35 protein-coding genes are annotated in these 22,680 nt (G+C 62.3%); 16 read left to right on the top strand and 19 right to left on the bottom strand.

Features of this window, described 5'->3' with window-relative positions:
- Window positions 1–236: 236 nt before the first annotated feature.
- The 7 genes from OKW39_RS43930 to OKW39_RS43900 all read left to right on the top strand — a co-directional run bounded on the left by OKW39_RS43930 (window position 237) and on the right by OKW39_RS43900 (window position 2,729).
- Window positions 237–449, top strand: a complete 213-nt coding sequence (locus OKW39_RS43930) for a hypothetical protein (RefSeq protein WP_429565708.1) — start codon at window positions 237–239, stop codon at window positions 447–449.
- Window positions 446–685 carry a hypothetical protein gene (locus OKW39_RS43925; RefSeq protein ID WP_429565707.1) on the top strand — a complete coding sequence of 80 codons (240 nt, stop codon included), beginning with the start codon at window positions 446–448 and terminating at the stop codon, window positions 683–685. Before OKW39_RS43930 ends, OKW39_RS43925 begins: the two co-directional genes overlap by 4 nt.
- On the top strand, window positions 682–918 hold the full coding sequence (locus OKW39_RS43920) for a hypothetical protein (protein ID WP_429565706.1): 237 nt from the start codon (window positions 682–684) through the stop codon (window positions 916–918). Before OKW39_RS43925 ends, OKW39_RS43920 begins: the two co-directional genes overlap by 4 nt.
- Window positions 915–1,136, top strand: coding sequence for a hypothetical protein (locus tag OKW39_RS43915; RefSeq protein ID WP_429565705.1), 222 nt, complete (start codon window positions 915–917; stop codon window positions 1,134–1,136). The genes OKW39_RS43920 and OKW39_RS43915 overlap by 4 nt, the downstream gene beginning before the upstream one ends.
- Window positions 1,133–1,534 (top strand): hypothetical protein, encoded by a 402-nt coding sequence (locus OKW39_RS43910; RefSeq protein WP_429565704.1) that lies wholly within the window; start codon window positions 1,133–1,135, stop codon window positions 1,532–1,534. The genes OKW39_RS43915 and OKW39_RS43910 overlap by 4 nt, the downstream gene beginning before the upstream one ends.
- Before the next feature lie 450 nt (window positions 1,535–1,984).
- Window positions 1,985–2,191 carry a hypothetical protein gene (locus OKW39_RS43905; protein WP_429565703.1) on the top strand — a complete coding sequence of 69 codons (207 nt, stop codon included), beginning with the start codon at window positions 1,985–1,987 and terminating at the stop codon, window positions 2,189–2,191.
- Window positions 2,192–2,336: 145 nt separating this feature from the next.
- The gene (locus OKW39_RS43900; protein ID WP_429565702.1) at window positions 2,337–2,729 is read left to right on the top strand and encodes a hypothetical protein; all 393 of its coding nucleotides are present in this window, start codon (window positions 2,337–2,339) and stop codon (window positions 2,727–2,729) included.
- 105 nt (window positions 2,730–2,834) lie between these two features.
- Here OKW39_RS43900 and OKW39_RS43895 read toward each other — a convergent pair whose 3' ends face one another.
- Window positions 2,835–3,002, bottom strand: a complete 168-nt coding sequence (locus tag OKW39_RS43895) for a hypothetical protein (RefSeq protein WP_429565701.1) — start codon at window positions 3,000–3,002, stop codon at window positions 2,835–2,837.
- Between OKW39_RS43895 and OKW39_RS43890 the strand changes: the two genes are divergently transcribed.
- From OKW39_RS43890 to OKW39_RS43855, 8 genes are all read left to right on the top strand, one after another.
- Window positions 3,001–4,176 carry an RNA-guided endonuclease InsQ/TnpB family protein gene (locus tag OKW39_RS43890; RefSeq protein ID WP_429565700.1) on the top strand — a complete coding sequence of 392 codons (1,176 nt, stop codon included), beginning with the start codon at window positions 3,001–3,003 and terminating at the stop codon, window positions 4,174–4,176. The genes OKW39_RS43895 and OKW39_RS43890 overlap by 2 nt on opposite strands.
- A gap of 112 nt (window positions 4,177–4,288) precedes the next feature.
- The gene (locus OKW39_RS43885) at window positions 4,289–4,525 is read left to right on the top strand and encodes a hypothetical protein (protein ID WP_429565699.1); all 237 of its coding nucleotides are present in this window, start codon (window positions 4,289–4,291) and stop codon (window positions 4,523–4,525) included.
- Window positions 4,522–5,202, top strand: a complete 681-nt coding sequence (locus tag OKW39_RS43880; protein WP_429565698.1) for a YkgJ family cysteine cluster protein — start codon at window positions 4,522–4,524, stop codon at window positions 5,200–5,202. The genes OKW39_RS43885 and OKW39_RS43880 overlap by 4 nt, the downstream gene beginning before the upstream one ends.
- Window positions 5,203–5,348: 146 nt before the next feature.
- On the top strand, window positions 5,349–5,597 hold the full coding sequence (locus tag OKW39_RS43875) for a hypothetical protein (protein ID WP_429565697.1): 249 nt from the start codon (window positions 5,349–5,351) through the stop codon (window positions 5,595–5,597).
- Window positions 5,598–5,685: 88 nt separating this feature from the next.
- Window positions 5,686–5,883, top strand: coding sequence for a hypothetical protein (locus OKW39_RS43870; RefSeq protein WP_429565696.1), 198 nt, complete (start codon window positions 5,686–5,688; stop codon window positions 5,881–5,883).
- Entirely contained in the window at window positions 5,883–6,140 is a 258-nt protein-coding gene (locus OKW39_RS43865) for a hypothetical protein (RefSeq protein WP_429565695.1), read from the top strand. The genes OKW39_RS43870 and OKW39_RS43865 overlap by 1 nt, the downstream gene beginning before the upstream one ends.
- Window positions 6,141–6,168: 28 nt before the next feature.
- Window positions 6,169–6,528: an H-NS family nucleoid-associated regulatory protein gene (locus tag OKW39_RS43860; protein ID WP_429565694.1), complete on the top strand. Its 360-nt coding sequence runs from the start codon at window positions 6,169–6,171 to the stop codon at window positions 6,526–6,528.
- Between the two features lie 19 nt (window positions 6,529–6,547).
- Window positions 6,548–6,730 carry a hypothetical protein gene (locus tag OKW39_RS43855; RefSeq protein WP_429565693.1) on the top strand — a complete coding sequence of 61 codons (183 nt, stop codon included), beginning with the start codon at window positions 6,548–6,550 and terminating at the stop codon, window positions 6,728–6,730.
- A gap of 17 nt (window positions 6,731–6,747) precedes the next feature.
- Here the strand turns inward: OKW39_RS43855 and OKW39_RS43850 are convergent, their stop codons facing one another.
- From OKW39_RS43850 to OKW39_RS43775, 16 genes are all read right to left on the bottom strand, one after another.
- Entirely contained in the window at window positions 6,748–7,311 is a 564-nt protein-coding gene (locus tag OKW39_RS43850; RefSeq protein WP_429565692.1) for a hypothetical protein, read from the bottom strand.
- Window positions 7,312–7,339: 28 nt separating this feature from the next.
- Entirely contained in the window at window positions 7,340–8,656 is a 1,317-nt protein-coding gene (locus OKW39_RS43845; RefSeq protein WP_429565691.1) for a hypothetical protein, read from the bottom strand.
- 5 nt (window positions 8,657–8,661) lie between these two features.
- Entirely contained in the window at window positions 8,662–8,862 is a 201-nt protein-coding gene (locus tag OKW39_RS43840; RefSeq protein WP_429565690.1) for a hypothetical protein, read from the bottom strand.
- A 211-nt stretch (window positions 8,863–9,073) separates the two neighbouring features.
- Window positions 9,074–9,769 (bottom strand): hypothetical protein, encoded by a 696-nt coding sequence (locus OKW39_RS43835; RefSeq protein WP_429565689.1) that lies wholly within the window; start codon window positions 9,767–9,769, stop codon window positions 9,074–9,076.
- Window positions 9,766–10,278, bottom strand: a complete 513-nt coding sequence (locus tag OKW39_RS43830; RefSeq protein ID WP_429565688.1) for a glycoside hydrolase family 108 protein — start codon at window positions 10,276–10,278, stop codon at window positions 9,766–9,768. Before OKW39_RS43830 ends, OKW39_RS43835 begins: the two co-directional genes overlap by 4 nt.
- Before the next feature lie 25 nt (window positions 10,279–10,303).
- Window positions 10,304–10,510, bottom strand: a complete 207-nt coding sequence (locus OKW39_RS43825) for a hypothetical protein (protein WP_429565687.1) — start codon at window positions 10,508–10,510, stop codon at window positions 10,304–10,306.
- Window positions 10,507–10,932, bottom strand: coding sequence for a hypothetical protein (locus OKW39_RS43820; protein ID WP_429565686.1), 426 nt, complete (start codon window positions 10,930–10,932; stop codon window positions 10,507–10,509). The genes OKW39_RS43825 and OKW39_RS43820 overlap by 4 nt, the downstream gene beginning before the upstream one ends.
- A 25-nt stretch (window positions 10,933–10,957) precedes the next feature.
- Window positions 10,958–11,356, bottom strand: coding sequence for a hypothetical protein (locus tag OKW39_RS43815; RefSeq protein WP_429565685.1), 399 nt, complete (start codon window positions 11,354–11,356; stop codon window positions 10,958–10,960).
- 9 nt (window positions 11,357–11,365) lie between these two features.
- Window positions 11,366–11,581, bottom strand: coding sequence for a hypothetical protein (locus OKW39_RS43810; RefSeq protein WP_429565684.1), 216 nt, complete (start codon window positions 11,579–11,581; stop codon window positions 11,366–11,368).
- 48 nt (window positions 11,582–11,629) lie between these two features.
- On the bottom strand, window positions 11,630–11,962 hold the full coding sequence (locus OKW39_RS43805; protein WP_429565683.1) for a hypothetical protein: 333 nt from the start codon (window positions 11,960–11,962) through the stop codon (window positions 11,630–11,632).
- Between the two features lie 241 nt (window positions 11,963–12,203).
- The gene (locus OKW39_RS43800; RefSeq protein WP_429565682.1) at window positions 12,204–14,720 is read right to left on the bottom strand and encodes a beta strand repeat-containing protein; all 2,517 of its coding nucleotides are present in this window, start codon (window positions 14,718–14,720) and stop codon (window positions 12,204–12,206) included.
- A 64-nt stretch (window positions 14,721–14,784) separates the two neighbouring features.
- Window positions 14,785–15,234, bottom strand: a complete 450-nt coding sequence (locus OKW39_RS43795) for a hypothetical protein (RefSeq protein WP_429565681.1) — start codon at window positions 15,232–15,234, stop codon at window positions 14,785–14,787.
- A gap of 45 nt (window positions 15,235–15,279) precedes the next feature.
- Window positions 15,280–16,389 (bottom strand): hypothetical protein, encoded by a 1,110-nt coding sequence (locus tag OKW39_RS43790; RefSeq protein ID WP_429565680.1) that lies wholly within the window; start codon window positions 16,387–16,389, stop codon window positions 15,280–15,282.
- Between the two features lie 2 nt (window positions 16,390–16,391).
- Window positions 16,392–17,510: a baseplate J/gp47 family protein gene (locus OKW39_RS43785; RefSeq protein ID WP_429565679.1), complete on the bottom strand. Its 1,119-nt coding sequence runs from the start codon at window positions 17,508–17,510 to the stop codon at window positions 16,392–16,394.
- A 13-nt stretch (window positions 17,511–17,523) separates the two neighbouring features.
- Entirely contained in the window at window positions 17,524–18,141 is a 618-nt protein-coding gene (locus OKW39_RS43780) for a hypothetical protein (RefSeq protein WP_429565678.1), read from the bottom strand.
- A complete protein-coding gene (locus tag OKW39_RS43775; RefSeq protein ID WP_429565677.1) occupies window positions 18,138–19,319 on the bottom strand; it encodes a hypothetical protein in 1,182 nt (393 codons plus the stop codon). The genes OKW39_RS43780 and OKW39_RS43775 overlap by 4 nt, the downstream gene beginning before the upstream one ends.
- Between OKW39_RS43775 and OKW39_RS43770 the strand changes: the two genes are divergently transcribed.
- On the top strand, window positions 19,318–20,250 hold the full coding sequence (locus OKW39_RS43770; RefSeq protein ID WP_429565676.1) for an SPOR domain-containing protein: 933 nt from the start codon (window positions 19,318–19,320) through the stop codon (window positions 20,248–20,250). The genes OKW39_RS43775 and OKW39_RS43770 overlap by 2 nt on opposite strands.
- A gap of 6 nt (window positions 20,251–20,256) precedes the next feature.
- Here OKW39_RS43770 and OKW39_RS43765 read toward each other — a convergent pair whose 3' ends face one another.
- Window positions 20,257–21,117, bottom strand: a complete 861-nt coding sequence (locus tag OKW39_RS43765) for a hypothetical protein (protein WP_429565675.1) — start codon at window positions 21,115–21,117, stop codon at window positions 20,257–20,259.
- Window positions 21,114–22,679 (bottom strand): hypothetical protein, encoded by a 1,566-nt coding sequence (locus tag OKW39_RS43760; RefSeq protein WP_429565674.1) that lies wholly within the window; start codon window positions 22,677–22,679, stop codon window positions 21,114–21,116. The genes OKW39_RS43765 and OKW39_RS43760 overlap by 4 nt, the downstream gene beginning before the upstream one ends.
- Window position 22,680: the final 1 nt, after the last annotated feature.

The following is a 22,680-nucleotide window of genomic DNA, read 5'->3' as shown; positions in this document are numbered from 1 at the left end:
AGACCCTAGACGACCCCTTCGTGCAGATTCGTCTAGCGAAAAGCAGAATGCCCGTGTTAAATTCTGCGTCACACACAAGAAAAGTGACCCCCGGGGAGTACTCCAGCCCAGAAGGCATGTAGCGCATGAGAGTGGAAGAACGGGAGCGGCTCGAAGCCGCGCGCGACGTACAGATATGCGCCGAGAATGGATTTCTTCGTTACACGCGATTTACAAATGGGCGTGACGCTGCGTTGATGCAATTGGCATTCAGCGTGGCGATCATTGCCGACCTCACCGAATGGGGTCACGGCGACCGCTGGTGCTACCAGACCTTCGACGATGCGCGCGCGGCACTCGACGCGTGGAGCGGCGAGGAGGGCACCGAGCCCACCGGCTGGACAAGGCATCCGGACACAGGCCGTAGGCGCCCTGACGGCGACGCCGGGCGCGAGTACTTCAACCCGTGAACGAATACACCGTCGACACCGCGCGCGTCGGACTTGGTCCGACCGGCATCTATGTGCGGGCGACGTTCGATGGTAAGCGAGGCAACTACGATATCGCCGAACTCGATCGCGACAGCCTGCATTGCTGGCTGCGCTCGCGTGGCGGCGAAAACCTGTTCGCCGAGAACGTCGTCCTGCTGCTGCTCGGACATCCATCTGAACCCCGCGGCGCGCCCGTTGAGGATACCCACGCATGATCATCGAAAGCCCTGACGGCAAGCTATGCATATGGACCGTGTACGAGCGGCCGGCCGACGCGCCAGACCAGTACGTCGCGCGCCTGTTCGAACTTGACCAGCCCACCTCGACGGCGTTCTGCTGCGACACGCTCGAGGAAGTGCGGGCGTTGATCACGCGCCTGTATCCGGGCCTGACGTGCCTGCCACGCAGCCCACAGGACGAGCCGCAGATCGTCGAGGTGTGGCTATGACCGAACCGGCCATAAGCGACCTCCAGGTCGCACGGCGCGCCTGCGCAATGCTGAACGACCTCGCCGACGTACTACGTGCGCGGCTGCTCACCGAGGCGGATCCGGAGGAGCGCAAGTTTCTGGAGCATTGCGCCAGGCAGATACCGAATGTCTCAATGCTGCTCGGCATGGCGATGGCAGCGCAGGACCCGAATGCGGCGATCAGGAGGGGCCTGTGAGCGTCACGCCGCTGTTCATCGGCCCCGACGAGCGCGAGGCGCTCAAGGCGCTGCGCGAGCTGGCCCAGCGGCAGCCGGTCGACATGGCCGTCCTGACTGAGGCACTGAAGCACCCCGCCGGCAAGGCCGCGCACAAGGATCAGATGACCTCGCAGTCCGTGCGGCTGCCGACCCACTTTCTGGTGACCTTCAGCATCGAGAAAGGGCATCCGATCGGCACCTGTCGCCATATGAGCATGAGCGTCGGCAAGCCGGACCGCGTACCCAATCCGCATGCAATCTGGATGGTGGCAGAGGAACTCGGCTTCGTCGGCGGACTGGACCAGTGTGTGCACTGGAGCGAGCTGCTCGAGGGCCACGGCACGGCGATCAACGTCGTGCAGCCCATCGCGCAGTGACCGAGCGACGCGTTCTGCGCGTGAGTGCACCACACCTCGTCGCAGGCGCCGTGTGGGAGAGAAACAACCTGCGCTGGCAATGCGTGAGGGCCGCGCCGATCCTGCACTGGATGGTCGGCGCGTCACCCATCGCAGCGCTGGCCGAACTGAAACGAAAGCGGTATTCATGGGAATGGCTGACATGACTGACGAGGTATGCGTGCATTGTTCCGAACCGATCCGCTACGGCGACGCCATAGAGCGGTACTTCAATGGCGTGGCTCATTGGGAGTGCGCAGTGCGCGCCGTCGTCGGTGGGCTGAAACCACCTGAACGGCCTGTGTTCGTGCTGCGGAGGCGACCTGCCACCGGATCCTGCAGGCACCACCCGCAGGCAGGCAGCACACATGGCCGCGCTGGCATGGGTGGCCCGTAACCCGGCGAACCGCCAACTATGATCAGGAGAGAACCATGGCGCTAGGGCCAGGCAAATACGATGAATTCTGCACCGACGCGCGCGTGCGCACCAAAGCTGAGGGCGCGATCCTCCTCATCCTGAACGGCTCCCGCGGCTCCGGATTTTCGGTGCAGGCGGACCTCATGACGCAGCTGCGTCTGGCGGAAATTCTCGAGACGATGGCACGGCAGATCCGCGCCGACCTCGCGGGTGCCGCATGAGCAGTTACCAGATCCTCGAGGCTGGCCGCGCCATCCGCTGCCTGCGCTGCGGCATGACCTCCTGGAATCTGAATGACGTGAAGTACAGGTATTGCGGGAAGTGCAAGGTTTTTCATGACGACGCGCACGTAATGCGAGGTGTCCTGTGAAGCATTACATTCTGATCGACAGGCAGATCCGCGAGGCGTCGCTAATGGAGTGGGCGCGCTGGTACGAGCTGACCGCAAAGCAGGACGACGGCATAGGCGACCGCCGGGTGGCATCAACCCATGTGAGCAATATCTGGGTGTCGACGGTCTTCCTGGGGATTGACCATAATTTTTTCGGCGATGGGCCGCCTATCCTTTTCGAAACCATGTGCTTTATCGACGACGAAATGGCCGACCCCAGCCAGATGCTCCGGTATTGCACGTGGGACGAGGCGCACGCCGGCCATGAACGGATCGTCGACTCGCTACGCGTACTCGAGAGCGAATCAATCAGGATTACCGAAGCGATGCTAGGCATCGTGCGCGCCGGGGCAAGGAAGCCCGCATGAGGGGCTACGCCGTCACGTACCGGCTGCGCTTCATTGACCGGACTTGCGCGGCAAGCCCCGTCCTTCAGGGCGGGGAAGGATAGCGCGGACGGCGCAGCCGTCCTTCTACGGCTTCGGCGGCTTGGCGCGGTCGATTAGTGCGCGCAGCCAGTCGCGACCATACAGGTCGATCTTTTCCCATTGAGCGGGCGTCAGGCGAATCGAGCGCAGCACCAGGCGCTCGCTTTCTGGCTTTGGCGGCCGACCGCCCGGGTGTTTAGGTTTCTCGTCCATGCCGGCATTGTACACCTCAGTAGATGAGGCACAAAAACCGCTTGCGTTGACCAAGTTATTGAGCCACACTATCTACACTATGGAAGCCACCAAGACCCTCAAGTTTCGCATCAAAGACAAGCACGCCAAGGCGATGCTTGCGATGGCGCGCGACGTGAATACGGTCTGGAACTACGCCAATGAAACGCAGTATCGCAGCCTGAAGCGCTATTGCAACCGCCCGAAGGTATGGCTGTCAGGCTTCGATCTGTGCGCGCTCACGGCTGGCTTCAGCAAGTGCGAAGGCGTTGCGGTCGGGTCCGGTACAGTTCAGGAGACGTGCAAGGAATTCGCCACACGCCTGAAGCAATTCAAGCGCCAGAAGCTAAATTGGCGCGTGAGCAATCGCAAGTCGCCTAAATACTCGCTCGGCTGGGTGCCGTTCAAGGGCGCGCACATCAAGCACAAGGCCGGGCAACTTCATTTCAACGGGCTCAAGATTGGCCTTTGGGACTCGTACGGCCTGTCGAATTACGAACTGTGCAGCGGCTCGTTTAACGAGGACTCGCGCGGTCGCTGGTACGTCAACATCGCCGTCAAGGTCAAAGTGGATGAGAAGCGCGTCCCGGAAGGCACAACGACCATCGGCATAGACCTTGGCCTAAAGACGCTGGCCACATACAGCGATGGCACGGCGTTCGCGCCGAAGAAGTTCTATCGCGCGGCAGAGCAGGCGCTAGGCATCGCGCAGCGGGCAAACAAGAAACGTCGCGTGAAGGCTATCCACGCCAAAATCGCGAATCAGCGCAAGGATGCAATCCACAAGGAAACGTCGGCGCTGGTAAAGAAACATGCAGCAATCTTCGTGGGCAACGTTAACGCGAAGGCGTTGGCAAAGACGAGCATGGCCAAGTCCGTGCACGATGCCGCGTGGACGATGTTTCGGACAACACTCAAGTACAAAGCCATAAGGCAATGTGTGGTGTTCGCAGAGGTCAACGAAGCGTTTTCAACCCAGACGTGCTCGTGCTGCGGGGTCATTCCCGCTTGCAGTCCGAAAGGTAGGGCATGCCTTGGAATAAGGCAATGGACGTGCAGTTCGTGCGGGTCAGTCCACGACCGCGACACGAACGCAGCGCGGAACATTGCCCGCTTGGGACATCAAGCGCTAGAAGTAGGAATCCCCGGTCTTTAGGCCGGGGAGGATGTCAATTCCTGCTGCACGAGTACGCGGCGCGCCAAAGGCGGACAGGCTGGTCATCGCACAGGACTGACAGAGTAATCAACGCACAGGGAGGACGGAAGCCATGACATTTTTGGAAAGCTTGCCCCAGGCAATGAAGGCGAACGTCGTCCTCAGTTCAATAGACATTACCGGGCAAACAATGATGAGAAACCGCGAGCGCCTCGCCACGATTTACCAGGCCCGGCGCCCGGGACTTAATGATGACCTTGCAACGAAGGCCGTCGACATTGCGCTCGAGATCCTCGCGCTGCTTGCCACCGACGCCGATGAAAACGCCCGCACGGCGGAGGCTGAATGAGCCACGCAGCCGCCACGATTTTCGGCACCACGCAGCCGCAACCACAGCAGCCACGCAAGCTGATTCCGCTGGCTGACGCGGACCGGGTCGCAGCGGCCCGTAATGCGCAGCTCGCAGCCGAGAAGATCCGGCCACGCATACCCGGATGGAACGTCCGCATCCTGAAGCTGATTAACGGCACCGAGCCGGTCCGCGCGCGCCTGCGTGGCCTGTACGTGATCGCCGACGAGATGACGGCCGCCGCCGCCCCATATGCCGCGTGCAAGCGCGGCTGCAGCAGCTGCTGCCATATGGCGACGATGGTGTCCGAGCCGGAAGCCGACGTGATCGCGCATGCGATCGGCGTGAAGGCGCGCAAGCCGAAAACGTGGCCATTTTTCGACCCGCGAAGTGGCATCGAGCGACCTGCGCTGACAGGGTTCGTCGAGTCATTTCACGGCGGCATCAAGCCGTGTCCGTTTCTGCGGAATAACGCCTGCAGCATCTACGAGCACCGGCCGCTGGCGTGCCGCGTTCATCTGAACATGGCCGCGAGCGCCGAGAGCTGCAAGATGGACGCGCCGCGCGAAACCGCCATGCTGGACCTGCGCAAGCTCGATGAAGCCTACGCTCTGATTGGCCGCAGCGCACGCATGACGGACATACGCGAGTACTTCCCGAATGGGCTGCGCAAGTAGGGGGTTACCAGTGATTCGACAGCAATGGCGCTTCCTGCGCAATTCCGGTTACAACATGTTCGGTTGCATCGTGCTTACAACGTTCGCCGTTCTAGTGTCGCCCTTGCTATGGCTTGCCCAGCGAGAGCGGAAATGAAGATCTAACGATGGCAAACGGCAGCATTACTCTCGGGGCAGTCGCGGCACGCGCGAGCCATATCGAAGTGGCCTGTTCCCGCTGCGAGCGGCGCGGCCGATATCGCCTGTCGAAGCTGGTTGCTTCGCTTGGCGAGAACTTCCCGATGACCGATCTGGGCGCGCAGATAGCGGATTGCCCGAAAAAAAACCGTCCGGTGTGGGAGCGATGCGACTTGTACTATCCCGGCCTTCGCACGATCATGAGCGGCGACGAATGAGGACACGCGACGCCAGAAAACGCAGCACCGGCAAACATACCAGTCCGGTTGATAACTTCTATTATGTAAAATTAGCATAGGAGTACGAATGATAAAGGCACGCGCGGGCGATACGGTCATCCTCGGCCTGTCGCGCCTGAACCTGAAGAAACTGCAGGAAGGCAAGCCGATCATGTTCGACGGCGCGGAGGTCGGTCTGAGCGGCCAGCGTTTCGTCATCGTATTCGGTGAGACTGAATCCGCGATCATTGCGGAACTGAATGCCGTGGGCCGGGAGACGCACTGATGCCGCAAGGGTCCGCATTCGTCTGCCCGCATTGCGGCAAGACGAACGACACGCACGACAACATGCGGAGTGACGCGAAGCCAAAGCATGGCGACGCTTCGCTGTGCATTGGCTGCGGCCAGCTATCGGTGTTCGACCTGCTTGAGAACTGCCTGCGGCTGCCGAGCGACAGCGAAAGCCGCGAGTTTGATCAGGACCCGCAGATCCGGATGTTCAGCATCGCGTGGCGCGCGGTCGTCCGCAAGACACGCCATTAATTACCACCACCACAGGAGCACACCAGACATGCCGATCAAAAAAAACGTCGACAAGCGACTCGCAGTACTCGAAAAACGCATTGCGGTCGAGCACGAGAAGTTCAAGGTCGCCATCGGCGAAGCGATCCATGCATTTCTCGCGGATATCAATCTGACGCCGGATGATCTGGTGCTGCCGGTCGCCCCGGCAAAGAAGCGTGCTGTGGCGAAGAAAGCCACAGCGAAAACGGCCACGCCGAAAGCCACCAAAAAGCGCAAGGCGCCCTTCAAGGGCAAGCAGCCGCCGAAGTACCGGGACCCGGAAACGGGAGCCACCTGGAGCGGTCTGGCGCGTCCACCGTCGTGGATTGCGGGTGAAAAGAACCGCGCCCGTTTCCTGATCCAGTAACGGGCCGCAGAGGCGTGCGATGAACGATGAAAGACTGGCGTCGGCAGCGCGCGCCCTGCTGTCCGACACAAGGCTGCTACAGATCACGCGCGCGCATCGCAGCGCGCGGCCGACCGAGCGCAACCCTGCATGGCTGAACACGCATAACGACCTGGGCTATGTTTTGCGGCTCATTGAGGTACTCGGGAAGGAAGCGCAGTGAGGGCGGAAGCTGCCGCTTCATGTCTCGCTGGTCATCGAAAAGCGGCCAGTGAACGTGCCATCGGGCGGTGCCAGTTTGCCGATTTCGGCACGCCGCGGGTTATCCAGGATCGGACAGATGCCCATGGTCGAATACCCGTGAGTATGCAACCCGATCCACACGCATTCAGTGCGGTCAGGCATGGCTTCCACCGAACCGTATTTCTCATACTCGGCTTCGACCTGCTCCTTCGTTTTGCCCTGGCGGTTATTTACCCAGGCTTCGTTGACCTGCACGAGGACATCCGGCGGCGACGCACCATGCTTGCGCATCGCCTTGCGCATCGGCGAGTCTGGCGTCAGAAGTAGCCGCAGCAGCGCCGCCATGGCGTCCTTGCCGTGATCGGTTTCCCGCTTGAAAAACGCATGGATAAGCGCCGGATCCAAGACGCCGAACGAGCGGACCTCGCCCGGCTCGTCCCCCAGCGTGAGCATGAACAGCTTCGGGGATACCTCGCCGTTCCTGTTGAAATCCTCGACGGCCGTCGAAGCCGTCCTCTCCCACACGGCCTCGAAGTCGGCCCGTTCAATCGCGCGTCCCATGATCAGTCTTCCGGTGTGCGTTCAGACGTCACGCGGCAAGCGCGATCTCGCCGTTGACCCACGACGTGAGCCAGCGCTTAAGCTCGCTTACGCCACCATTGCGATACACCACATGCGAGTTCGCCTTTTTTGCAGCGGCCGTATGCTGGTGGGAAATGAACTTGGTCATCAGCACGACCAGGTCGGCGTTGCGCGCCTTTTCCTCGATCGACGAGCCGCCCGTGTGTTCGACCTGTATGAAGTCGAGTTTCAGGATGCCATCCATCGCGCGTTTGAGTTCCCAGGTCTGCTGGCGCATCAGCCCGATCACCAGTACGCGTGGCAAGCGATCACGCGGTGCCGGCTTCGTCGCCTCGCCCTGCTCGAGCTGGATCGGCGGGACGCCTGGCATGTGCAGGGACATCGGCGTGCGCACGACACCGGTAAGCTGCGAGAGGACCTGCGTCTGCAGGGTTTCGACGAGCGAGCCGACCATCAGGCCCGCTGCCTTCTTCGCCACCAGCAACAGCAGTTCCTCGAGCGACGCGTTGGCCCGGTACTCCTCCACCGCCTGCTCGACCGCCTCCGCCCTTTCCTGCTCGATGCGCTCGGCCTCCAGCCGCTCCGCCGTCTCGCGCTCCTTCGCCGCGTCAATCGCGTCCTGCTCGGCCCGTAGCTGCGCTTCGCGCTGCTCTCGCGCCGCGTGGATTTCGCGCTCGGCCTCCGCGCGGATTTCGTCGAGCGTGGCCCGGAACCACGGCTCCTTGCAACTGACGATCTTGCGCTGGCGGTGATCAGGCAGGTTGTACTGCATGGACTTGCGCAGGCAGTCCAGGTCCTTCATGTCCGGAAAATCGGCCTTCAGTTTCAGGAAACCCTTCGCCACCGTTTTTCGTTCACTACCATTCCACCGCACCAGCGTCGAACCTTTCTGCCCTCCCGTCTTCTTCCTGACGGTGCCGTCGACCGGCACACTGGCCTCGGGAGGTCCCTCAGATTCGCTGTCAGCAGCGAGAACGGCATCAGCCGAAGCCGCTGCCGGCGCAGATAGCTCGGCGATGGTAGGAATGGTGGTGTTCTCGGGAAGCGCAGACGCGGAGGCGGTGGGTATTTCAGCTTCGCCGTTCATGGCATCGCGCTCAGCGGCCATCTCCTCCCATAGCGGGATGACCCATTTCGCATGAGCCATATCGATGACCGGTTTCTGACGGGACTTGTCGAGAGTCGACATACCGCGGCGAAGCGCCTCTATTCGCGAGAGGCCCGCGTCCTCTTTCATTAATCGTAGCGACTCGGCAGCAACGAGGCGCTTTTCCGCATTATTCAGATTGCCGTTGGTTTTATTGCGCGCATATGCATGAGGCATGATTTTCAGTTCCGGTCGTAGAGGGACTTCAGGTTTGAATGCGCAGCGAGAGCCTTGGCGGCCTGAAATGCAGCATCACGTTGCGCTGGTGTTAATTCGGTTCCGGCGGGGTCGGCATAAAAAAATGCACTGGCGACCAGACGCAGTGCATGTGCGAGACGCAGCGCGTCTTCACGGATGATGTTGCGCTTTTCTCTCTCGGGCATTGTTTCGGAAATCGACCCTGGGTATTGCGTTTTTGATTAGTACGCAGAAAAGGCGTCGCACGCAGAAATCGTATGGAGATAGTTACATGTTGTCCATTAATTTAAAAATCTTGCAACAAATCTTACAATTTCTTTGCCCATACAAATAGGAGAGCGAAATGGCGGCAAACGCCTACTGGAAGGCCGCTGAGCGGGGATTCTGATAGAATTATCAGCTACCTCTGTAGACGTCATCTGCGGGAGCCGCTGTTACATTCTGCGGCGCGTTCCCCGACGCCCGCACGGTCGTCACCTGTGAGGGATTGCCCGTAATGACCGTCCCGGGCGACACCGCCGCCTCCAGGGCCGTACGCTGGTTCTCGGAACTGTCACGGGATGAGCCGAACCAGTAGGCGAGCGTCTGCTTCAGCTCGTTAAACAGATAGCCGAGCACGGTGCCGACCGTAATCGCGCTCGACGGGTCCCTGATCAGCGACTCGGAATGCCCGCTGAAGATGAACCAGACCACGACACCCGTAATGGCGAGCAGCAGATAGGTGATGATCTGCCGCGTGTAGTCCTTCGGTTGCGACGCGGCCAGCTGCCGGGCGCTGGCACGGTCCGCATTTTCTGCGGCGTACCGCGCGGTATCTGCTGCAAGCACGTTCTGCTCGCGCTGCATGGCGATCTCGGCGAGCTTCGACTGGTTATCCAGTTCGGCCTGCCGCACCTTCGCGAGCGCATCGGGATCGTTCTTCAGGGCAGCCGTAATGCTGTCGGGGTCCGCCGGCACGCCGAGCGCCGAGGCGATGATCGATGCCGCTGCGCCCACGCCCACGCCGACCACGGTGCCGACACCCGGCACCAGACTGCCCAGTAGTGGTGCGCCCTTGGCGATGGCGCTGGCGACGTCGCCCCAGGTGCTCATGCGAGTCCCATCAGCAGGTTATTTCCCACGCGTTTCGCCCACCCGCGCGAGTTCATCGGCCATCCGGCCATGTCGGTCATGTCGATCAGCCGGTACGCGTTAAAGCGCCCCGTGATGACCGCAGGCGCGAGCGCTGAAACCGCGGCAAGCGTGAGGTTACCGATCACCCCATCCGGGGTCGCGCCGACGGATTTCTGCAGCCATTTCGCCGCCTGGGAGACACCGCTATTCACGGCAGCATCAAACACCTGGAATGCGACGACCGACGGCAACTGGTCCGCATGCACCTTGTTCCAGTAGTCGCGCCGGTAGATGGCCTGCGCGTCGTCGAGCGCGAGGTTGGCGATATCAAGCGTCGGGTAGGACATCGCACTGACGCCGTACTTGGTGCCCTTCAGCTGGCCGACGCCGACCTTGCCGCTGGTCCAGTTACCGCGGTCGGTCGGGTCCATGCTGAGGCCCTGCTCAACGTTGATGAGCTTCGCGAATGCGTCGGGAAATGTGTCCATGCGCCCAAGCATGCCGTCACGACGCCTATGGCGACTGCGCGGCACCCTTTGATTCCTGAATCGTCGCGCACTGGCCGTACAGGTCGACCACCTGCTGCGCGTATGCGGCCACCTGTGCCGCCGTCGCGTGCTCCACAAGGGTCGGCAGCGGTGGACACGCAGGAGGCGGCGTAGCGGCTTCCTGCGTGGCGCATGCCCCAAACAGCAGGCAAAGCAATGCAGCGCGCATCATTTGTGCTCCCTGATCTTGCGGTTGGTGCGCTCGACCGCGCGGTTCAGGCTGGCGCGCGCCGGTTCCGGCAACGCCGCCGCTGCGCTCGAGACGGGTACCTCAACGACAGGACGACGGCGCCGCACGACAGCGGCGGCCGACTTGACCGTCTCGGCGGCCTGGGCTGACTGGTCCGCCGCGGTCGCGGCCTTCGTGCCGGCGAGGGTGGCTGTCTGTGCGGCCGACTGCACGCGCGCCGTGAGCGCCGTGAGCGTGCGCTCATTGGAGTCCTGCAGGCGTTTGATCTCGCCCTGGTGCTCCGCGTTGAGCTGGATGACGATGGCCGACAGCCGGTACTCGCTGAACGCATAGCCCGCGATGGCACCGCCGAGCGCGACGGCCGCTGCCAATGCCCAGCCCTCGGCGTAGCGGATGGCACGCATGCCCCGGCGTGCAAAGGTGGGTGTGCTAAACGGCACCTGGCCTCCCTTGCTGCCTGACCTTGTGGCGCAGCTTTGCAAGTTCCTCGTTCTGCAACAGGATGGTCTCCGCCTGCTGTTTCAGGCGTTCTTCCATCGCGGCCATCGTGCCGTGGATTGGCATCAGTTCACGCAGCATGTTGTTGCGCTCCTCGTAGGCCTCGTCCGAACGTTTCTCGGCGATCTCGACGCGCTTGTGCGACTTTTCCAGTTCGTCGGACAGGCGCTCGAGGATGTCCTTCTCGGCGCTGTCGCGATGGCGCAAGAGGCTGTCGCGGGACAGCCACTTCCGAAGCTGCAGCGCAGCGATTGCCACCGTGGCCAGTCCCCCGCCACCGATCCACCCCCACACGGGTGTCGTCGCTGTGCTGATTTCGCTGATGGGCATGCGCGTGCCTCACGTGCCGGACGGGTACGGTGGCCGTGGCGGCAGCGGCTGCGTCGGGTCGCCGGTCGTCGCCGACACGATGGACCGCAACGCCTTGCGGTAATCCCGCCATTCGGCCGGCACAGGGATGCCGGATTCATAGCATCGCATCACCGTCCGGTCAGACTCCGAAAGGGCGGCCAGCGCGTACGTCTGGCACGATGCCCAGTCAGGAAAGTGGTCCATGTCTTACTCCGGCCGATGCCGCCCTGATGACCACAGCACCCCGTCAAACTAGGACACTGAGGCGTAGGCGTTCGCGAAATTGTCGAACAGCCCACCGATCACATACTCCAGATCGCTGTCCGGGACATTCGCGCCAAGCTGGGTCGGCGCGCTGTCGATCTCACCCTGAATCGTGGTGTTGTTTGCAATGATCGCAGCCGCGAGCGCCTTGGTGTTCACCGCAGCGCGGAAATGCAACTGCGCGAAGTGAAGCCGGTTGGCGTGGTTTTCATAGGTGGGGTCTTCATTCGCCACGTTAACGCAGGACGTCATGAGGATCATCGCGACACGCGCGGCAAACGCGTCATCACGCGCCGTTGCTATACGATCGAGGACTGCCATAAATCACCTCCAAAGGTGTGGTCAACAGGGTCAAGCGGGGGCACCGGAAGCGGCGGTGGTGGGGGCGCGACGAGCATGCCGTCCTGCACTGTCCAACCCGGCTGTGCCAGACAGGCCTGCCATTCGGCGTCCGAAATATTAATGAAGCTTGTAACGCCGGCCGGCACCGGGCTGTCCACGCTGTCGTAGAAAGCGGTGATATTGCCGTTCGCGTCGTATGCTGCGGATCTTTGACCCATGTTTACCGTCCGATAACAATAAAAAATACCGTTGCGCTACTGACGGCTACGTTGTTGAGGCTTGCTGTTGCAATTGCCTGCGTATTAGAAGAATTGGTCGAAATTGTTGCTGTTACGGACTGCAGGCCGGCCGCATTCTGAAGGTAGTTCGCCACCCCAATCAGATAGGCATTGGGAAACGCTATAGGCAGCGTTAACGTGGCGACGCCCGACGAATTCGAGGGAACCTGGCCCCACTGGATAATCAGACCGCTTGGAAGCTTCTGATAGCCGTTGGTGGCGAGGGACGCCCCGCCCGTTCCAGAAATGGCGATCCAGTTACCGCCAGTTGACACAAGCTCAATCGATCCACCTATCGGAACAGAAAGCGTGGACACGTTGGAAAGCGCATTGAAAATCAACCCGCTCGGCGTAGAAAGAGTGACGGCGCTGCTGCCCGAGTTATAGAACGTCAGGCGCAGATTGGATTGCGTTGGAGCAGGCAGTGTTACGTTGTAAGCCGTCGTCCCGCCGAGATTGAAGAAGCCGCCCGTCTGCGACCCATTAATCGTCGCCGTGTTGGTGATCAAGTTGTATGCGCTGAAGTTACCTTGCGCTTGCTGCACAAACGCCGTCGTCGCAATCTTCGTGCTGGAATCAAACTGCGCGGGGCTGGCCACGCGAGGCCCAGTCACATACTGGAGCGCAGCCGTTCCGCCGACAATGTCCCACTCCGTGCCACCGCGCGACATCAGCTCCAGGTTGTCGCCAATCTGGAGCACTACCGGCTGGACATTCGCTCCGTCATAGATGAAGTCGCTACCCTGCGTTGTGATCGACAGCGGGCCGACACCATTGTTATAGAACGTCAGCGTCGAACCACTCGGCATCGTCGAGCCGACCGGAAGCGTATAGGTGATCGTGCCGCCAAACGACTGGATCGCAAAATTAGCGAGCGCATTCGTGAGCGTGGTGTTGGCGTTGTAGGCGACATAGCCAGCGAAAGCGCCGAGCGCACGCTGGACAAATGCTGTCGTCGCGAGCTTCGAACTGTTGTCGGCCACAGCAGGCGTGACGCCAAGCGACTGAGACCACTGCAACGTCGCGGAGCCGCCCGCCGCGTAAAACAGATTTCCGCCGCCGCCGACCAGGCGAATACTGTCGCCAGGCTGAAGGGCAATCGATGCGATGCCTATACCGCTCGACCGAACGATGCTGTCCGTGCCATTAGCATTGATGGTGAGGACATACCCACTACCATTAACAATCTCATACTCGCCACCAGCGGCAACCGATGCGCTAGAGGGCAGCGTCCACGTCGCAGCACTCCCGCCGTAATACTGGATCGTTTGACCGATTGCTGAGAGTGCCAGCGTCAGCGTCGCCGTCGTCGTAGCGGTAAGGCCCGAGCGACTTCCGAGCGCCCGCTGCACAAACGCAGTCGTCGAGAGCTTCGTACTGCTATCGAACTGGGCCTGAGTGGGCGCCGTCGGATTGCCAGTCAGCGCCGGCGATACGAGCGGCGCAAACTTCGACGTAATCGCGGCGGCATTGGCATCCGCGACCGAGCCACTGAATGCGAGCCAGATACCGCCGACGGCAATCAGCAATAGGGTGTCGCCCGAGCCAATGCTGACCGAGCCCGCGTTCGTTGAGCCCGTGGTAATGGTCGGATCCGTGCCCGTGTTGCGCTGAACCGTGGCGACAGAGCCGGTATTGTTCGAGAAATAGAACGCCGCGCCCGTTGACATCGTGGAGTAAAGCGGCAACGTGACCGTATATGCGCCCGCGATCTGATACGCCGTGCCCGAGTTGGCCGCCGTGAGCGTCGTGTTGGCATTGATTTGTGAGCCAGTCTGGAAGTTACCGAGGGCACGCTGCACAAACGCAGTCGTCGAGAGCTTCGTACTGCTATCGAACTGGGCCTGAGTGGGTGCCGTCGGCGCGCCGGTCAGCGGCACGTTTTGGAAGTCGGTAAACCCACTCCATACGTTATTGCCGTCGCAGACCAGCAACTGGGATTTGCCCTGCGTCACTACTGTGCCGACCCCGGATGCCGTCTTGACCGTGAGCGAGAAGGCTCCCGTGGTCTGGTTCTGAACGATCCACCTGCGCGATGCGCCGGGCACAATGACCGCGATATTTCCCGTGAGCGCGCCGGTGAACTGGAGGATTCCCGCACCCGCCTGCACCGCCGTCAGCGTGACGTTGACCCCACCAGCAACACTCAGGCTCGTCATGCCGTTGACGGTGCCCTGCACGAATGCGGTGTTGGCGATGGTCTGCGAGCTATCGCCGAGCGGAGCCGTCGGCACCGTCGGGGTGCCGGTTATCGGAGGACTGTTCAGCGGCGCGACAGTCGGCGGAATCAGCGTGCCGGACGTCACCAGCCCAAGCTGCGTGTAGAGCCACTTGGTGCGGTTGGCAAGATTGAGCAGCGGCACATTACTGACACCGCCGACGCCACCTTGTACAGGGTCGACAATTTCCAGCTGATAGACGCCGGCGTCGTAGTTCGCGATTTCCGGTTGCGAGGCCATGTATCCCTACCCCTGATCGATGGGGATAGCGTGGCGTCACGACCTGCGCCGTGACCGCGCAGATTCAGAACGAGATAACCCAGGTGCCACTCAGGGTGACGTCGGATAGCTTGCTCAATGGCAGCGCCCGCGTTTTGCGCGCATACAGGACGCCGCCCGTGGTGAGCAGGCCGAACTCGGAGATGGCGATACCGTTGGCCTCGGCGGTGCCGAGCGCGAAGCCGAAGCTGACCTGATTCGATGCGGGATAGGTGGGCGCCGCCAGATTGTTGACGTACGCGCCAGTGAGTGCGGTATTGCCGAACACCTCGGTGGTGCCGCTGGTGCCGAAGCCGATCTGCGTCACGCTGCGGCCCGTGACGTCTCCCCCGAGCAGATGCGCGTGCGTAACCTGCGAGCCGATAACGATCAGGTTGTGGTCCTCAACCTGCTCGACCAGCACGCCGCGGTGATAAACGCGGTAGGACAGTACGCCCGTGGGCGCCCGCAAATCGTCGTCGAGTCGAATCAGCACGCCGAACCTCCGAATGAACGGATTCAGTCTGCTGTCACGACCTTTTCAGAGCGACTCGGTAACGACCTGCCCGCCCATATGCGGGACGACACCGTTGTAGGAGTGCACCCCGTTGTACTGGTAGTTGTAGGTGATGATGATGGTCTCGGCGTCCGTCGGCTTCGTGAACGTGTCGGCGAATGGCGCGACGGTCACCGGCATGGGAGCAAGCGCATCGGAGGGTGGCGTCAGGGCGTCCGTGCAGGCCATTCCCATGTGGAACGCGAGCGGACCGTCGTCGGTTGGCGGCGTCAGCGTATCCGTCAGGATGGTGCCGGTCAGCGCGATCGAGCGCATATGGGTGCCCGCTGCGCGCAGGGTTTCGATCAGGCCGACGACGATCTGCTGGAACGACGACAGGTCGCCGCCATTGATCAGGTCGTAGCCGTAGGTCACGTCAAACAGGCCATAGATCGGGCCGTTGACCGCGTCGTACAGGATGGAGCCGTCGTGCTTGCTGTTGCTGTTGTACAGCGGCGGATTCGCGCCATACAGCACGACATCGGTGACCTTGGCACCCTGCCCTGTGTAGATCTGGATCGCCGCCTCGAGCGCGACGTTGTTACTGGCTGGCCGCAACACCTGCGCGATGATGCGCGGCGCGTAGGTCGAGTCCGGCTCGTTCTGCAGGCGAGGCACCTTGTAATAGGCCCCCAGCTGGTCGAGCCAGATCGAATCTGCGGTGGTTGTCGCCATTTCGAGCGGCAGGTTCTGAATCTGCGCCTCAACGAGTTGCAGCTCGGCCGCGTTTGCCTCCATATACGACCACAGCACGTTTGCGTAGGCGTACAGGTGGTCCCCATTGGACAGGGAAATGTCGTTGGACCCATCAAGCAGCACAAGGGCCGAGAGGCCTGCGCGCGTCGAATGGTCGGCGTACGGCACCGTGTACCCCGGCTGCGCGGCCAGATAGTCCACCAGCTGCCCGACCGTGTACTGCGACAGGTCGACCGACAGGCTGGCACCCGGGCCATCCGTCACGGTGGTGGTCAGCATCCCGTCGGCGATCTGCCACGACATGCCACCGGCGTACTGCAACTGGATCGCGAGGTATGGCAGCGGGCTCTTGTTGAAAACCCGGTTCAGGAAGCCAAGGAGCTTCTTGGTGAGCTGCATGGTCAGGTAATGGCAATCGTGCCGGGCATGATCTTCGTGCTCGGCGTTGAGGAAGTGTCAGCAACCGGCGCGGTGAGCGTGAAGTTCGCGACGCCCGTGATACCCATCACCAGCGCGATCATTTCGGAAAACAGCGCGCTCGTGCCGATCGGCAGGCTCTGCAGGTAGGTAAAGATCGCGCTCTGCGCCAGCGTGCACAGCGTGGGCTGGTCGTAACCGGCGAGCGCCTCGAGGGTGCCGGTGACCGCGAGCGGCATCTCGGTCGCCGCGCTGATATCCACCTTCACGCCTGCGGCCTTCCACCCCGGCACGGGCGTGCCGTCGGGCAGGTAGTAGCCGTAGATGATCTGGTTGGCCTGCGCGACCAGCGCGCTTGACGTGCTCCCGACGCCGTTATGGATAAAGCACTGCACATAGGCGAACGGCTGCGTGTCGTCGTTGAGGTACGGCTCGACGATGCTTGAAAACACCACCCGCTCGGTGACATTGCCAAGCGCATCGGTCACCGTCGTCAACGACAGTCCATACTTCAGCGCCGCCACCGTGCCGCGGGGCAACGTCGAGATGAAGTTGTTAAAGCGGATCTGCTGCTCGGGGTCCGTTTCCGCATTGATGCCGTTATCGAACGCCGACAGGTTGGTCGCGCTGATGAAACCGTCAGGCGACGGCGTCATCGAGAACTGCGTGTTCGCGGGCAGGTTGGTCGCGGCGCCGGTGGTCGTCGCGGCCACCGGCACATCGGCGTAGGTGCTGCCAGCCGGAATGATCACGTCCGAACTCGACGCGTAGGCAACCGACGTGGTGGTCGCGGTGAACTGCGTGCCACCGGACACGAGCGATGGCCCGGTCTGCGCAGTGATCACCACGCGCACGAGCCCGGTCGCCGCGAGCGCGGTGAGCGCCGGGAAGCTGAACGACGTATAGACCGATACCGGAATCGCCGCGTTGACGAGGTTAAACGCCTGCTGGTACAGCTCGTCAATTTCTGCGGCAGGCGCCTCGACCAGCGTGCGCCCGAGCGCGCCGACGTTGAAATCCGTGAGCTGCGTCTGCGTGGCCTTCATCCGATTGATCATCGAGGCCGCGATGCTCACGAAGTTTTTTAGCTGAAAGGACGCCATGCGTGTGGCCTCCCTACAGATCCGCCGTGACCGGCAGCGTGGAGCCCGTCACGGGCTCCGCCTGCACGGTCACGGAGATCACGTCGCCGCTGATGGTCGCGCTCGCGTCCTGTACCGCCTTCACGCGCGTATCAGCGGCCACCGTCTGACCGGCATACTCGGCTGCGAGCAGCCCTGCGGTCGGCCCGTTGACCGTGCCCAGGATGCGCCGGATGAGCGAGCCGTAGTCGCCGTGGTACAGCAGCTCGCCCTGGTCGGTGGTGAGCGCGTTCCTCAGGGCCTGCACAAGGTTGTCCGCGCCGGACACCACCGCGAAGTCGGTGCCGTTGGTGGCGAGCAGGCCGTCTGCGGTCAGCAGCAGATCCGTGCCGAACACACCGTTCGGATCGGGGTTCTGCGCCGACGGCGAGGCGGCCGGGATGACCAGATAGCCGCCGTTGAGCACGACCTGACTGGTGACCGCGTCCGGATCGTCGGTAAGGTACGGCGGCAGCAGGTTGTTCAGCGCGACGATCTGCGTCCAGCGCGATGCGTCGCCGAGTTCCCGCGCGGCGAAGCGCTGCAGCGTGTCGCCGTACTGCGTCTGCACGAAGCGGTAGCCGACCAGTGGGGTATCGAACGGTGTCGTCATGCGACCACCACCCCGCTGTTGACCGTCGCCAGCGTGCTACCCAGCACGGACGTGGACATCGGCGAGAGCACCGTGTCGGTGTTGTTGATGCGCTGCAAGCCGACCTGCGACTGCGTGGTCACCGAGATCGGTGGCGTGCTGGCGTTGCCAACGACGTCGTAGAACGGGTTCGTGCCGCTGATCATGTAACTGCTGGCCGGACTGCCCCCCGCGGTCGACGAGCAGTTACTCGCGCCGAGCAGCGAAATGTAGTTCTGGAAAATGCGCCGCGTGTTGATGGCGTTTTTCAGCACACAGAACACGTTCGAGTACGCGCCTGCGACCGCCATCACCTGCGCGGCGATATTGGCCGGGATGTTCGCGATGGCCGCGATGGTGTGGAACACGTTCAGGCCGCACTGCGCGATGGCCTGCGCGGTGCCCAGCACCTGACTGACGGCACTCGTGCCCGCATTGACCACCCGGATGACCTGGTTGAACGCGGCCACCGACATGCTCATGAAGGCCTTCACCGGCGCAACCAGGTCGCTCTGGATGAACTTGTTGACCGAACTGATGGCGCTCGAGATCGAGTCCACCGAGTCGGCGAGCGACCCGAGCCCGATGGCCTCGAGCGCCGAGTCGAAATCGCCGATAAACGAGTCCGCCGGCTTCGGCAACCCGAGCGAGATCAGCGAAATCTGGAACTGCATGAGCAATGGCCGGGACTTCGAGCGGCGCAGCACGAAATTCACCGGCGCGACCACGTCGGTGGTCGAATCAAGCGCATCGGCAAACACCAGCTGCACACCGGCGGGATCGAGACCCGCGGCGCGCGCGGCATTGCGCCGGGTGTGCCAGTCGCTGAAAACCTGACTTTTCAGGGCGGCGAACAGCGCCATGCCGTCCATCCCACCTGCGCCGCGCCAGCCGGTGTGGCCGGTGATGTTGATCGACGCGAGGCCCGGCCCGAAGTCGTCGGCCCACGCCCCGCCCAGCGTCTGCTGGACGGTCATGCGCGAGACATCGGTGCGGGTGAGTTCCTCGGGCCGGATCGTCAGGCTGAAACTGGACGTTTCCCCGGTGGTCTTGTCGACCAGCAGGAAGCTGATCGGCCGGTCGCCGCCCTTCTGGCTGGACGGCGCGAAACCGCCCGCCAAAGACGGGATCTGCAGCGACGGAAGCGCGAGCGTGGCCATGCCCAAAATCTTCGCGTCACGACCCTACTCCCCGGGGTTCTGGAGTAATCTGCGTAAAACGCAAAAAGTGCCGTTATACGGACCATGGCACCACCGGGGGAACCTCATGAAACCAATCTGTAAAATTGCCGCCGTCGCCCTTCTGGCGCTCGCGACCCTTAGTACTGCATACGCAGACGGCTCATACCCGCTGCCCGAGACGCAGGAGCCGCCCGGCAAGGGACTGACGCCCGATCAATACACCGACCAGCTGAGAGCGAAAGTAGGAGGCAGGCTGCACTACGATTCGCGAGAGGCGCGCTCGTTTGTCAAGGCCACCAACATCAGGTGCGGTACCCATACGTACGTCCCGCTCGAAACTTTTCTTCTCGTCGGACTCGCCGCATACAAAGGATCAACGTTCGAGCAGCGCTATGTGCAATATGCGGGCGGTGAAATTCGGGTCATCGCCAGGTTAAGCAACGACACCGGCTACACCAGCGAAGAAAGCGTTGTGTTCCTGACGGCCAACAAGTGGGGCGAAATACGGTCCCGCGTTCTTACTGACCAGGCGATGTATGCGTTATGCACGGGGATGGTAGGACCGGTTATGAGGAGCACCATCGGAGGAGCGCCGAAGCCCTCTGCGGGCAGCGACACTGACAAGCAGGCTGCCAAACCTACGGGCCATTTCGCGGTGGCTTTGGGTCAGTTTGACAGTGGAGAACGCGCGCAGGAATGGGCCGACGAACTCAGAAGCAAGCTGCACGTACCAATCTACGTCGAACGCCAGGAACTGCCCGAACCGGTTCAGTATCTGCTCCGCCTGGGGCCTTTCGAGAGCCGCGATCAGGCGCAGGCAGCGATAGCGCAGGTACGCGCTGCCGGATATCTGACTGGCGCGTTCAACCCCGCCGATCCGGGGCAGAACGCCCTCCACAAGCCGGAGTAGCCAGTCCTAGACCGGCGGATCGGTCTCGTCGCCACCCTTCTGAACCCCGCCGTGCTTGTGGCCGTGCACGCTCGTGCCAGCCGCTGTCAGGTCATTGACGACCGTCACCGGACCCTGCATCGTGGCCGTGCCGCCCGACGCGCCAGTGCCCTGCGCGAGGGAGCCATTGATCAGCACCGCTGCATTCATCGTTATGTTGGGTGCCGTCAGCGTCATGTCGCCCGACGAATTCACGCTCGTGGTACCGCCCACTGTCGCGGCCAGATTGCCGCCGACGTTGGCTGAGAGATTGCCGTTGGCCTGCACGGCGATATTGCCGCCCGGATCAATATCAATGCTCGCCACCGGCGATCCGGCATTGGCGACCGTCAGGTGCACATGCGGCGCCGCGCCGGTGTTATTGCTGATCTTCCACCGCTTGTCGAAATCCTGTCCATCAAGCACCTCATGCGCCGGCGACGTACCCACACGCCAGTACGTCCCGCTCGGGTGGTACACCTCCATGTTGCCCGCGCCATCTATCGTCGAATAGACGTCGGATGCATGGCGCTTGACGCGAAAATTCTTCCGTTTGAACGTGACCTGCGTGACCTGCGGCAGCAGGAAGCCGATGCACACCGGCACACCCTGCAGCGACGCGACGATGCCACGCACGTAACGCTCCATGGGCGCGCTGAGCGACCAGCGCGAGTCATCAATCGGGCCACCGATATCCGGCAGGTCGACCGTCCCCGTTTTGTCGGAGCCGGTCCAGACCATCACCTGCACATTGGCGAGGCGGCTGCCATCGCGGAGCAGCACGTCGACCGACTGGCCCTCCGGATAGGTGGCGACCACCGCGCCGAGTTCGAGGCTGCTCCCGATCATGGCTGCGTCACCAGTTCGTCCCAGTACGCCGAGTCCGGCCCGGCGCGCTGCACGCGATCAATGAAGCCGGTCCCGCGTTCGAACTGCACCTCGGTCAGGTAGTTACCGAACGGGGTGAAGTCGTGCGTGACCGCGACCACGTAGTAGAGCGAGCGCATGTTCCCGTGCGTAAGGCGCACGTACGTGCCCGCCCGGATGTTCTCGTTGCCCTTCGCGCGCATCGAGCCAGTCTCAAGGATCACGTTGTCCTTGTTCTGCCCGTACAGCTGCTCGCGGCGCAGGTTCAGCCAGTCGATCGCCGAGATGCCATTGTTCGTGCGGGCCTCACCGGCGGGCGTGCCGTTGCCGTTGTTCGTTTCGCCAATGTTGCTCTGGTTGGTCGCCTCCTCCATCTTGCGGGTGCCGTACAGGGTCGGGCTCACGTTGCCGTAGTCCCGCACGTAGAACGGAGCCGCCTCATGCGTCTGCGCAGCCTGGTAGGCGAGCGCCCTGATATCCATGTCGTAGTTCATCACGAACCGCGGCGACGATGCCCAGAAGTAATTCGCCACATTGGCGTCGGAGCGCGCCGACGTCATGCTGATCACGTCCGCGCGGCTGAGGTCGGTAACAGCGGGCGACGTCACGCCGGGCATGATGAAGTCCCGGGTGAGCGCATCCATGAAAGGGTTCGGCCGGTACACCGCATACGGCCCATCGGCGCGGTCCTCAATGAAAAATTCATTCCATGGGCCGATATCGCCATACGACTGGATCAGGGCCGAGATCGTCCCGCCGCTCCATCCGCCGGTACCGAACGGCGATACCTTCGCGCCAGTCACCTGAATATCCGTCTTGAACAGCAGGATCGGCGAGGCGCTCGAGGAAGCCTCCTGCGTGCTGCGCAAGGAGATGACGTATGGATTCACCACGCGATCAAACAGCAACTGAGTAAACGCACCTGCCTCAAAGTTGTTATCGAATTCGCCGAACTTCGAGAAGAACGGGAAGCTGGTAATCATGTTCGCCGCGTCGGGCGCGTTCGGCATGTAAAAGACCTGATTGATCTGCAACAGCTTGCCGTAGTCCTGCCCGCTGATGACCACCTGCCGTGAAGGCTTGCCATCGGCACCCATGCCCTCCATGCGCTGCACGCCGGACACGAAGCCGCGCATCATGATCGGTGGCCACGCGAGCGCATCCGGCGACAGCGCGTACGACACCACGCCCTCACCCGAACCGTCCGGACCGGCCACCATACCGCCCGCATCAAGGGCGGGCGCGAAGCCGCTGCCGGACATGCGAATCTCGATGAGATCCATCGGCTCGACGATGGCGTACAGCGTGTCGAGCACGTCGGCATCGATCTGGTCGGACAGGCTGATGGAGAACGCACCGGCTGGCTCGCGTACCGACTTCATCACGCGCACCGCCGAGCCATCGGCGAGGTATGGCGTCAGGTCCACATCGCGCTTCTGGCCGACAAACCGCTGCGACACGGGCACCTTGCCGTCGAGCGTGACGCGCCCGATGGTCTTGTGGAGCATGACCCGGATAGCAGGCTTTCGGAGATCGATCAGCATC

Source organism: Paraburkholderia sp. MM6662-R1, from assembly GCF_050436245.1.
In the GTDB taxonomy this organism is placed as follows: Bacteria; Pseudomonadota; Gammaproteobacteria; order Burkholderiales; family Burkholderiaceae; genus Paraburkholderia; species Paraburkholderia tuberum.
The sequence above is the reverse complement of the archived record's forward strand: the minus strand, read 5'-3'. Positions and strand labels throughout refer to the sequence as shown.

Bases quoted from the DNA above. Each gene is read 5' to 3' on its own strand.
- OKW39_RS43930 (WP_429565708.1), top strand. From the start codon at position 237: ATGCAATTGGCATTCAGCGTGGCGATCATTGCCGACCTCACCGAATGG.
- OKW39_RS43920 (WP_429565706.1), top strand. From the start codon at position 682: ATGATCATCGAAAGCCCTGACGGCAAGCTATGCATATGGACCGTGTAC.
- OKW39_RS43915 (WP_429565705.1), top strand. From the start codon at position 915: ATGACCGAACCGGCCATAAGCGACCTCCAGGTCGCACGGCGCGCCTGC.
- OKW39_RS43905 (WP_429565703.1), top strand. From the start codon at position 1,985: ATGGCGCTAGGGCCAGGCAAATACGATGAATTCTGCACCGACGCGCGC.
- OKW39_RS43890 (WP_429565700.1), top strand. From the start codon at position 3,001: ATGCCGGCATTGTACACCTCAGTAGATGAGGCACAAAAACCGCTTGCG.
- OKW39_RS43895 (WP_429565701.1), bottom strand. From the start codon at position 3,002: ATGGACGAGAAACCTAAACACCCGGGCGGTCGGCCGCCAAAGCCAGAA.
- OKW39_RS43885 (WP_429565699.1), top strand. From the start codon at position 4,289: ATGACATTTTTGGAAAGCTTGCCCCAGGCAATGAAGGCGAACGTCGTC.
- OKW39_RS43880 (WP_429565698.1), top strand. From the start codon at position 4,522: ATGAGCCACGCAGCCGCCACGATTTTCGGCACCACGCAGCCGCAACCA.
- OKW39_RS43875 (WP_429565697.1), top strand. From the start codon at position 5,349: ATGGCAAACGGCAGCATTACTCTCGGGGCAGTCGCGGCACGCGCGAGC.
- OKW39_RS43870 (WP_429565696.1), top strand. From the start codon at position 5,686: ATGATAAAGGCACGCGCGGGCGATACGGTCATCCTCGGCCTGTCGCGC.
- OKW39_RS43865 (WP_429565695.1), top strand. From the start codon at position 5,883: ATGCCGCAAGGGTCCGCATTCGTCTGCCCGCATTGCGGCAAGACGAAC.
- OKW39_RS43860 (WP_429565694.1), top strand. From the start codon at position 6,169: ATGCCGATCAAAAAAAACGTCGACAAGCGACTCGCAGTACTCGAAAAA.
- OKW39_RS43855 (WP_429565693.1), top strand. From the start codon at position 6,548: ATGAACGATGAAAGACTGGCGTCGGCAGCGCGCGCCCTGCTGTCCGAC.
- OKW39_RS43850 (WP_429565692.1), bottom strand. From the start codon at position 7,311: ATGGGACGCGCGATTGAACGGGCCGACTTCGAGGCCGTGTGGGAGAGG.
- OKW39_RS43845 (WP_429565691.1), bottom strand. From the start codon at position 8,656: ATGCCTCATGCATATGCGCGCAATAAAACCAACGGCAATCTGAATAAT.
- OKW39_RS43840 (WP_429565690.1), bottom strand. From the start codon at position 8,862: ATGCCCGAGAGAGAAAAGCGCAACATCATCCGTGAAGACGCGCTGCGT.
- OKW39_RS43835 (WP_429565689.1), bottom strand. From the start codon at position 9,769: ATGAGCACCTGGGGCGACGTCGCCAGCGCCATCGCCAAGGGCGCACCA.
- OKW39_RS43830 (WP_429565688.1), bottom strand. From the start codon at position 10,278: ATGGACACATTTCCCGACGCATTCGCGAAGCTCATCAACGTTGAGCAG.
- OKW39_RS43825 (WP_429565687.1), bottom strand. From the start codon at position 10,510: ATGATGCGCGCTGCATTGCTTTGCCTGCTGTTTGGGGCATGCGCCACG.
- OKW39_RS43820 (WP_429565686.1), bottom strand. From the start codon at position 10,932: ATGCGTGCCATCCGCTACGCCGAGGGCTGGGCATTGGCAGCGGCCGTC.
- OKW39_RS43815 (WP_429565685.1), bottom strand. From the start codon at position 11,356: ATGCCCATCAGCGAAATCAGCACAGCGACGACACCCGTGTGGGGGTGG.
- OKW39_RS43810 (WP_429565684.1), bottom strand. From the start codon at position 11,581: ATGGACCACTTTCCTGACTGGGCATCGTGCCAGACGTACGCGCTGGCC.
- OKW39_RS43805 (WP_429565683.1), bottom strand. From the start codon at position 11,962: ATGGCAGTCCTCGATCGTATAGCAACGGCGCGTGATGACGCGTTTGCC.
- OKW39_RS43800 (WP_429565682.1), bottom strand. From the start codon at position 14,720: ATGGCCTCGCAACCGGAAATCGCGAACTACGACGCCGGCGTCTATCAG.
- OKW39_RS43790 (WP_429565680.1), bottom strand. From the start codon at position 16,389: ATGCAGCTCACCAAGAAGCTCCTTGGCTTCCTGAACCGGGTTTTCAAC.
- OKW39_RS43785 (WP_429565679.1), bottom strand. From the start codon at position 17,510: ATGGCGTCCTTTCAGCTAAAAAACTTCGTGAGCATCGCGGCCTCGATG.
- OKW39_RS43780 (WP_429565678.1), bottom strand. From the start codon at position 18,141: ATGACGACACCGTTCGATACCCCACTGGTCGGCTACCGCTTCGTGCAG.
- OKW39_RS43770 (WP_429565676.1), top strand. From the start codon at position 19,318: ATGCCCAAAATCTTCGCGTCACGACCCTACTCCCCGGGGTTCTGGAGT.
- OKW39_RS43775 (WP_429565677.1), bottom strand. From the start codon at position 19,319: ATGGCCACGCTCGCGCTTCCGTCGCTGCAGATCCCGTCTTTGGCGGGC.
- OKW39_RS43765 (WP_429565675.1), bottom strand. From the start codon at position 21,117: ATGATCGGGAGCAGCCTCGAACTCGGCGCGGTGGTCGCCACCTATCCG.
- OKW39_RS43760 (WP_429565674.1), bottom strand. From the start codon at position 22,679: ATGCTGATCGATCTCCGAAAGCCTGCTATCCGGGTCATGCTCCACAAG.